The organism is Microcystis sp. M090S1, from assembly GCF_020246295.1.
Classification (GTDB): domain Bacteria; phylum Cyanobacteriota; class Cyanobacteriia; order Cyanobacteriales; family Microcystaceae; genus Microcystis; species Microcystis aeruginosa.
In genome coordinates, this window is the sequence record NZ_JADBTF010000398.1 from 1 (window position 1) to 8,892 (window position 8,892).

General features: G+C 41.7%; 7 protein-coding genes and 3 pseudogenes. 7 read left to right on the forward strand and 3 right to left on the reverse strand.

Features of this window, described 5'->3' with window-relative positions:
- Nucleotides 1-297: 297 nt before the first annotated feature.
- Nucleotides 298-3,780 (reverse strand): transcription-repair coupling factor, encoded by a 3,483-nt coding sequence (mfd, locus tag IM477_RS17655; protein WP_287732852.1) that lies wholly within the window; start codon nucleotides 3,778-3,780, stop codon nucleotides 298-300.
- A gap of 548 nt (nucleotides 3,781-4,328) precedes the next feature.
- On the opposite strand from mfd, the gene IM477_RS17660 reads away from it, so the two are divergent.
- The 7 genes and pseudogenes from IM477_RS17660 (at nucleotide 4,329) to IM477_RS17690 (ending at nucleotide 7,993) form a co-directional block, all read left to right on the forward strand.
- A complete protein-coding gene (locus tag IM477_RS17660) occupies nucleotides 4,329-5,252 on the forward strand; it encodes a metal ABC transporter solute-binding protein, Zn/Mn family (RefSeq protein ID WP_287732853.1) in 924 nt (307 codons plus the stop codon).
- A gap of 10 nt (nucleotides 5,253-5,262) precedes the next feature.
- The gene (locus IM477_RS17665; protein ID WP_002792541.1) at nucleotides 5,263-5,958 is read left to right on the forward strand and encodes a metal ABC transporter ATP-binding protein; all 696 of its coding nucleotides are present in this window, start codon (nucleotides 5,263-5,265) and stop codon (nucleotides 5,956-5,958) included.
- A 143-nt stretch (nucleotides 5,959-6,101) separates the two neighbouring features.
- Nucleotides 6,102-6,200: pseudogene (locus IM477_RS17670) on the forward strand (DUF29 family protein); the annotation flags it as partial.
- 187 nt (nucleotides 6,201-6,387) lie between these two features.
- Nucleotides 6,388-6,645, forward strand: coding sequence for a DUF4160 domain-containing protein (locus IM477_RS17675; RefSeq protein ID WP_287732854.1), 258 nt, complete (start codon nucleotides 6,388-6,390; stop codon nucleotides 6,643-6,645).
- Complete coding sequence (locus IM477_RS17680) at nucleotides 6,599-6,937, forward strand: DUF2442 domain-containing protein (protein WP_287732855.1); 339 nt, start codon at nucleotides 6,599-6,601, stop codon at nucleotides 6,935-6,937. The genes IM477_RS17675 and IM477_RS17680 overlap by 47 nt, the downstream gene beginning before the upstream one ends.
- Before the next feature lie 596 nt (nucleotides 6,938-7,533).
- Nucleotides 7,534-7,800 (forward strand): hypothetical protein, encoded by a 267-nt coding sequence (locus IM477_RS17685; RefSeq protein ID WP_002798441.1) that lies wholly within the window; start codon nucleotides 7,534-7,536, stop codon nucleotides 7,798-7,800.
- The gene (locus IM477_RS17690) at nucleotides 7,751-7,993 is read left to right on the forward strand and encodes a DUF2283 domain-containing protein (protein WP_002775710.1); all 243 of its coding nucleotides are present in this window, start codon (nucleotides 7,751-7,753) and stop codon (nucleotides 7,991-7,993) included. The genes IM477_RS17685 and IM477_RS17690 overlap by 50 nt, the downstream gene beginning before the upstream one ends.
- A 161-nt stretch (nucleotides 7,994-8,154) precedes the next feature.
- Here the strand turns inward: IM477_RS17690 and IM477_RS17695 are convergent.
- Nucleotides 8,155-8,673, reverse strand: a pseudogene (locus IM477_RS17695) (REP-associated tyrosine transposase).
- Nucleotides 8,674-8,704: 31 nt separating this feature from the next.
- Nucleotides 8,705-8,892: pseudogene (locus IM477_RS17700) on the reverse strand (hypothetical protein); the annotation flags it as partial.

Genomic DNA, 8,892 nt, shown 5'->3' on the forward strand with positions numbered 1-8,892 from the left:
AACGAGGGTTCGAATCCCTCTCTCTCCGTACCCAAAGCACCTTATGAGTAGGTAGGCGTTAAAAATTATCAGATATCCCCGTTATCAAGGGTAGGGTTGATTCATGAATCAACCCTACCTTATCAAGGGGGGATTAAAGGCAAAATCCATTTTTAATTTAATTATAACCAGCTACTTAGGTAGTCTTGCAAAAGTAATTTCCCGGTTGAGACAGGAGATTACTCTTATTTATTATCTTCTCCCCTGCTCCCCACTCCCCACCTCCCGCTCTCCTATACCTTTTAAACAGGATTTAGTCTAATTCCCCATCGGTAAACCATCTTTACACTTAGCTAACCACTCCAATAAACTATCTAACTGCTGTGGTGGTTTTACCAATCCTAAACCCCTAACCGTCACCTGTTTGGGACTATAAACAAAGCGTGATTGTATATGTTGGGGTAGGTGTTCTTGTAATAATTTCCACGCTGGTTCCTCCATGGGAGTTTCGAGGATAATATGCTGTTTTCCATCGGGTTTAATGCGCGAAAAACCGAGGGATTTAGCCAGATGTTTTAACTCGATTACCTTAAATAATTGTGCCACTGGGGAAGGAATTGCCCCGTATCTATCGACTAAATCGGCGGCAATTTGTCCTAAAGTTTTCTGAGAATTAGCAGTAGCGATCGCCCGATAGACATCCATTTTCTGCTCCGGATCGGATATATAATCATTAGGAATAAATGCCGTCAATTTCAGATCGATTTGGGTATCCTCCACTGGAGGAATTTCTTGACCTTGAATTTCCCGCAAAGCTTCCTGTAACATTTCCATATATAGATCAAAACCGATCGCTTCCATTTGTCCCGATTGTTCCGCACCTAATAAGTTACCCGCACCGCGAATTTCCAGATCCCTAGTCGCTAATTGATACCCCGATCCTAACTGGGTAAATTCTTGAATTGCCTTTAATCTTTCCCGAGCGGTTTCTGTTAGTTCTGCCTTGGCCGGATAAAGTAACCACGCGTGCGCTTGTACTCCCGATCGCCCCACCCGTCCCCGCAGTTGATAGAGTTGCGCTAAACCGAATTTTTGGGCATCTTCAATGATAATCGTGTTAACTCTGGGAATATCTAACCCCGACTCCACAATAGTCGTACAGACTAAGATATCCGCTTCCCCATTATTAAAAGCTAACATGGTGGTCTCTAATTCGGACTCATCCATACGACCGTGGCCGATGGCAATTCTAGCACCCGGAATCATCCCTTGAATTGCTGCCGCTTTTTCTTCAATTCCCTCGATTCTTGGTACTACATAAAAAACCTGTCCCCCCCGATCCAATTCATTGCGAATTGCCGTTCTAATCACATCAGAATTATAACTGGAAAGGTGGGTTTGGATGGGACGACGAGAGGGAGGAGGTGTGGTAATTAAACTCATTTCTCGCACCCCAGAAAGGGACATATAAAGAGTCCGGGGAATCGGTGTCGCACTCAAGGTTAACACATCAATATTACTTTTAAAAGCCTTAATTTTCTCCTTTTGATTGACCCCAAAACGCTGTTCTTCATCAATTACCAATAACCCTAAATCTTTAAACTCCACCGCTTTACTCAATAACAACTGCGTCCCCACCACTATATCCAATTCCCCCGTTTTCAAGCGCTGGACGATATCTTTTTTCTCGGAATTGGTGCGAAAACGATTTAATAAACCCACATTAATGGGATAGGGAGCAAAACGTTCTTTCAGGGTGTGATAATGTTGTTGGGTTAAAATCGTTGTTGGTGCTAATAAAGCCACCTGTTTATGACCCGTGGTGACAGCTTTAAAAATAGCACGAATGGCCACTTCTGTCTTACCAAAACCCACATCCCCACAGACTAATCGATCCATCGGGCGATCGCTTTCTAAATCCCGTTTCACATCCTGTATCGCTTTCAGCTGATCAGCAGTGGGTTGGTAGGGAAAAGAATCCTCTAACTCCCGCTGCCAGGGATTATCCATCGGATAGGCAAAACCCGATTTTTTGGCACGTTGGGCGTAAATATTGATTAAATCAACCGCTAACTTCTTAACCGACTTCCTGACGCGGGCTTTCGTCGCTTCCCACGCTTTGCCAGAGATTTTATGTAATTCAGGCTCTTGACTACCTGTATGACGATAACGGGAGAGATTATCGAGAGAATCGGCAGGAACCCGCAATAATCCATCAGCATACTTAATAACTAGATAATCTCGACCTTGCACTACTCCGCTAATTGTGCTTTCCTGCTTTTCTAGTTTGATAAACTGCCCGATGCCATGGTGTTTATGTACTACAAAATCGAGGGGACGGAGTTTGTTCACGTCCACCTGTACCGAGGCTGCTTGCCGACGTTTGCGGACGTAACCGGCAGTATTTAAAAGATGTTGCCCGAAGAACTCTCGATCGCTAACGACGACTATGCGATAGGTGGGTAGGATAAAACCTTCTAATTCAGCTAATCCTGAGTATTTTAGGGCTGTAGCGGTGTTTTGAATGATTAAGCGCTCGATCGCCCCAAAATCGAGGGGATTGGGGATAAATTGGGACGGACAGTCGTGTTCCTGTAATAACGAGACTGTGCGGGAGGGTTGGGCAGATATTAACCATGTAGCATACTTATTTACTTTAATACCGCTATAAATCTCTCTTTTTCCCCGTAAAATTTCCGCTAGTTTGGCGAATTGCCCCGGATTGGTGGGAATCGGACGACTGGAGAGATTAAGGCTATTTTCGGACAGGTGATCGTCTATTTCCGAGAGGTAGAGATGGGGAAATTTAGCCGATATTTCCAGAGATTCGCCAAAAGAACGGTGAATTTTCGGTAAAGCTGGTTCTATCTCTTGCCAGCGTTCCCCAATATATTCTATCCAGCGATCGCTTCTAGCTTGACAGCTTTCCAGTTCATCAAAGGCAATAAGGGTATTTTCGGGGAGATAATCCAATAAAGAGGCAGGTTGACGGAAGGAAAAGCCTAAAAATCGCTCAATTCCCTCTGGATAAATGCCATTAGCCAATTTTTCTCGCTCTTCAGCCCCCAGATAATCGGCCACTGTCGGGGGAAGAGAAGGGGCAATCATCGCCGCGAAGCTAGTGGGAGTAAGAAGCAGATTGGGTATAGAATCGAGCGATCTTTGGGTTGCAGGGTCAAATTCTCGCAATTTTTCCAATTCATCGCCGAAAAATTCTAACCTGACTGGTAATTCTGCCGAAACTGGGAAAATATCAACGATATCGCCGCGACGACTCCATTGCCCTTCGGTTTCTACCAGTGAAACCCGTTGATATCCTAATCTAGCTAGGGTTAGATCGAGTTTTTTGGCTTCTATAACCCTTCCTACCTCAAAATTATCGCTATATTGCTCGAAAACCTCTCTAGGGGGTAAATGGGGCTGCAGGGCCTTTTCGGTGGTAACGATCGCAATTCCAGCCTCTTGATGACTGATTGCCGATAATACCTGCATCTGTCCCCAAATCATCTCGGATTCCCGATTAAATGTCTCGTAGGGGCAAGCTTCCGAGGTGGGATAAAAGAAAACACCTTTCCACGTCATCGCTTCTAATTGTGCCGCCCAACGTGCCGCTTCCTCCAGGTTGGCACAGATAATTAAAAGATTTTTTCCTTGACAACGGGCGAAAGCTGTGCTTATTAATCCTTTCGGTAAGCGGGCAAGGCCAGTTAGGGTTAAATTGCCGTTTTTCTCCAGTTTTTGGATAAGTTCGGCAGTTAGAGGCGATTTTTCAATGTTGCGAATAACGGAGGCAAAAGTCATTTTTTAGTGATCGGCGCTCGGTTTTTAGTTAAGCTCTACTGAATTTAAACTGCCTATGGGGATTTTTAGTACAAATGCTCAGGCTTCCTCTCCCAACTCTGGCACTCCAGTGCAGTCTTAACGAGTAATTTAGATAAGTGGGTGGGTGGAATTAAATATAAGACGAACGTAGGTTGGGTTGAAGCATGAAACCCAACACCCCCATAAATTACGCTACCGCTAACCCATCCGACAAATAATTGTGCCTCCCTACTTAGTCAACAGCTTATCAGTTATCAGATGTGAGTTCTCAGTTCACCCACTACTTTTTGGGGTTAATTTTTTTGGGCTTTATTTGACTTGACCAGAGGGGGGTCGCAGGCGCACGGATTCTCCATTATCTATATAATATCATGTCAAGCCCTAGTTAGCAAGAGAAAATTTTTTAATTGGGAGCAAAAGATCGAAGGACGAAAAACAAGTACATCTATACCGAGATATTTTCAGAATGATAACGATTCTCACCGACTGTGATAAGATGAGAATCATAATCAGACTCAGTTAATCCGATGGGTAAAAATTTCCAGTTAACAGCGATCGCTTTAACCCTGACTATAGCCAGCTTAACAGCTTGTAGTGGTCCCTCGGTCAAGGAAGAGGAAGCAAAGACACCCTTACAGGTGACAGTGAGTATCGTACCGCAGGAATATTTTGTCAAACGCATCGGCGGTGATAGAGTCAGTGTTAATGCCATGATTCAACCCGGGACAGATCCCCACACCTATGAACCAAAACCCGAACAATTAAAAACCACAGCCCAATCGCAAGCCTACTTTAAAATCGGTGTATCCTTAGAAGATGCCTGGAAAGATCGCTTAAACAGTATTAACCAACAGATGTTAATCGTCGATACCAGTCAAGGAGTAGATAAAATCCCTTTGACAGCAGAACATGATCACGATCATGATCACGCTAAGGAAGAAAAACATCAAGCTGGAAAAAACACCCTAGATCCCCATATTTGGTTATCACCAAAACGAGTCAAAGCACAAGCAGAGACTATTTATCAAACCCTAGCACAACTCGATCCCGGTCAGGAAGCTATCTATCGGGCTAACTTTCAGAAATTCAGTCAGGAATTAGACGCATTAGATCAAGAAATTCGGCAAAACTTGACAGGGATCAAAAACAAAAAATTTATGGTGTTTCATCCCGAATGGGGCTATTTTGCCCAAGATTACGGTTTAGAGATGATTGCGATCAAAATCGAAGGCAATGAACCGAGTGCTGCCCAGTTAAGTCAACTAATCAAACAGGCAAAAAAAGAGAATATTAAAGTTATTTTTGCTCAACCGGAATTTAGTCAGAAAAGTGCCGAAACTATTGCTAGGGAAATTGGGGGACAGGTAATCCCTATCAGTGCCTTTGCTCAAAATTGGAGTGAAAACCTGCGACAAGTTTCCCAAAAAATGGCCACAGTTTTAAATCAGTAATTGCTTGTATATGTCAACGATCATTACCATTAATAATCTCTGGGCCGGCTACGAACAGGAACCCATCCTCGAAGATATTAATTTAACCATTGAAGAATTGGATTTTCTCGGAATTATCGGCCCGAATGGAGGAGGAAAAACTACCCTCCTTAAGGTTTTACTGGGATTAATTAAACCTTGGCGCGGAGAAGTCAGTATTTTGGGGCAAAGTGTCGAAAAAGGTCGGGAATTAGTCGGTTATGTGCCGCAGTTTGTCGAATGCGATCGCTCATTTCCCATCACTGTGGGTGAGGTGGTGAAAATGGGGAGATTGAGCAGCAAAAAACTCTGGCAAGGCTATAGTAAAAAAGATGAGGTAAGGGTAGATAAAGCTTTAGATAGTGTGGGAATGTTAGCGTTGAAAAAAAGGTCGATTGCCGAACTTTCGGGAGGACAGCGCCAACGGGTTTATATCGCTCGCGCTTTAGCGGTAGAACCCCGTCTCTTGATTTTAGATGAACCCACTGCCAGTGTCGATCCCCAAATGCGTGCTAGTATTTTTTCCCTGTTGCAAGAATTGAATGAGTGGATGACCATTTTAATTATTTCCCATGATCTGGGAACCCTATCTACCTATGTTAAATCGATCGGTTGTCTCAATCGTCGTCTCTATTATCACGGCCAAAAATCTCTCACTGCCGCTATGTTAGAACAAGTGTATTGTTAAAAGTTTTCTCCCTTTCTACTGTCAAAACCCTTGACAAATCCCCGCACTTGACATACACTTATATATAGAATGGGAATCCGTGCCTGCCTGCGAACCCTCTTTTTTTAGGTTAGATAAGCGTCAAAAAAATAAAAACCTAATACCTGACCAGGGCTAAAGACTTATACGAACAAGACTATCTTGCTTGGTTAGAAGAAACGGCCAAACAACTGCGACAAAGACAGACAGATGTATTGGATTGGGGAACCAACAGAGACAAAAATTATTATTATTAGTTGTAAATTTCATTATGACTAGGCTCAATGTAATCGCTGTTATCTTGTTGATTAAACTTTAAAATTGTCATTGCTTGGGATAGGAACGCCAAGGGCGATCGCTTACAATAGGGGGCAAACTTTTAGAAAGCAACCTTTATTACTATTCTTACTCATGCCCACTCTATCAAGCTTCTATGGAATAAAAATCACCATGAACTATAACGATCACAATCCGCCTCATATCCATGCCGAGTATCAAGATTATGAAGCGGTTATAATGATTCACACAGGTGAAGTTTGTGGTCAAATGCCCAAAAGAGGACTAAATTTAATATGGGAGTGGCTTGATCTACACCAATCTGAACTATTGGAGAACTGGGAAAATGCGAGTCAAAGAAAACCTCTTAACAGAATCGATCCCCTTCCCTAAAAAGGAGCTATTTATTCATGTTATCTGTGTGGAATATCTGGATAAGTATCAATTAAAGCTAACCTTTAATAATGGAATAGAAGGGATTGTAGATTTAGAACAAGAATTGTATGGAGAAATCTTTGAACCCTTAAAAGATAAAAGTTTATTTCAAAAAGTATATGTCAATAGTCGGACAATAGAATGGCCAAACGGAGCAGACTTTGCCCCTGAATTTTTATTTGAAATTGCTCTCGACAAGCAACCAGTTAGTATGGTCGGTGATAGTGTAGGGTACGCTAATAAAATGTAACGTACCAAATTGTTTTTTTAACAATAATTATCTGATTTGCGATTATTTTGGACTTTAGTGCGATCAGGTTTTCTTCTCATGGTGTGATCGCTTTTTGTGAGGTGAACGGCGATCGCCAATTGCCGTCTTGACTTAAAAAATAGTTACTTAACACGCTTTTTTGCTTTTAATCATGACGAATTTGTAATTATTCTGCGTTACGCTAACACATTCTACCGTGCTACTATTCTGGTCAGTGCGATCGCTGATCTTGTAGGTTGGGTTTCGTTACCTCAACCCAACATTGCCTTTATTTCTTACCTTAATTTTTTGGGTTTCACTTCGTTCAAACCGACCTACAGTGCGATTATTTGCTTTATAATTTTTGCTAATCCAGGCTCTTCGGGACTTGGTATGGTTCGATGTGGGGGCATAAATCGACTCAATCCTTATCTGGCAAGAGATTTAATTGATTAGTTCGCTCCAGATCGCCAACAATTGACAAAAATTGCGGCAATGTCTGTCTCTATAAAGGTTTCATTCCTTATAACCCCGTCCATTGCATAAGACAAACCGAAGAACCCTAATCCCTTACAAAAAAATACTCCGAAATCCTCGTGAACTTTATTTTAAGTCACCATGCCGAAGAAAAAATTATTCAACGCCAAATCTCTTTAAAAATATTGCAGGACATCCTCAATAATCCTGAGCAAATTTTAGAAGAAGATGGACTCAAAGTTTATCAAGGTACGTTTGTCGCCATTAACAATAAAACTTATCTTCTGAGAATTTACATTAATGACTTAGTTGAGCCTCAAAAAATTGTTACACTATATGTTACCAGTAAACTTAGAAAATATAGGCAGCTATCAAATGAAAGCTAAATATGATGCTGAAGTTGACGTTTTAACAATTACCTGGCATGACACACCCGTAGAAGAAAGTGAGGCAATCAGTCCGGGGGTTATTCTTGACTATGATCAAGCAGGTAATGTAATCGGGATTGAAATTCTTAATGCTTCTCGAAAAATCGAGAATTTTTCTCCGAATGTGCAGGTAGCTATTTCTTCTCGATAAAGGTGATCGCTGATCCTGTAGTGCGATCGCCGATCTGTAGGTTGGGTTGAGGTGACGAAACCCAACATTACCTTTATTTCTTACCTTAATTTTTTGGGTTTCACTTCTACATTTTATTCCATACCAATATCACTATCAAAGATCAGCTTTTCTGAAGCTCCTCACATCTGATCATAAATTCCTTCTTCAACATAACGATGAAAACTGGAATATTGCCAATCTTTCGGAGCGTTTACTAATCCATGATGCACGGGATTATAATGGATGTATTCGAGATGATTAACAAAATCTCGATCGCCGTAGGCGCGCCCTTGGCGACCATCTCGAACTTGATGCTCCCAAAAGCGACGTTGCCAAATAGCCTTTTCTCCTTTATGTTGTCGAGATGTTGAAATTTTACCCTGATATTGAGAATGACATTGACGGCTAAAATAACTTTTAATTAATCGCCAACCAGTTGAAAAATCTGCATCCGTTTCAGGCAATGTCCAAAGAGCATGAATGGGATCTGGTAAAATGACAATAGCATCAATCTTAAAATGATGTTGTCGCATAACATATTTAAAAGCATTTCGTAGTAAATCCACATTTTCAGGTTCACACAAAATTCTGTGACGATTCTATGTCACAACTGTAAAAAAATAAGTGGCTCCTGGTGTTTTTGCTCTACGGTATTGCATCAAGTTAGAATAACATTTATTGGATTGGTGTTTACGCAACTGGCGTTGGGTTTCGTGCCTCAACCCAACCTACCAAACTACCGATAGGGAGTATCTGGGGAAAAAAGTCTTTCTCGAAACTAAGATCAATATTCTTTAACACTCGAAAGTCAGGAACTTGAACCCGTAGTAACCGCATTGTCAAAACTCCTGTAATCCTATCCTCTTGCTCATCTGCTT

Coding starts and splice junctions, on each gene's coding strand:
- IM477_RS17675 (WP_287732854.1), top strand. CDS start 6,388: ATGCCCACTCTATCAAGCTTCTATGGAATAAAAATCACCATGAACTAT.
- IM477_RS17690 (WP_002775710.1), top strand. CDS start 7,751: ATGTTACCAGTAAACTTAGAAAATATAGGCAGCTATCAAATGAAAGCT.
- IM477_RS17660 (WP_287732853.1), top strand. CDS start 4,329: ATGGGTAAAAATTTCCAGTTAACAGCGATCGCTTTAACCCTGACTATA.
- IM477_RS17665 (WP_002792541.1), top strand. CDS start 5,263: ATGTCAACGATCATTACCATTAATAATCTCTGGGCCGGCTACGAACAG.
- mfd (WP_287732852.1), bottom strand. CDS start 3,780: ATGACTTTTGCCTCCGTTATTCGCAACATTGAAAAATCGCCTCTAACT.
- IM477_RS17680 (WP_287732855.1), top strand. CDS start 6,599: ATGCGAGTCAAAGAAAACCTCTTAACAGAATCGATCCCCTTCCCTAAA.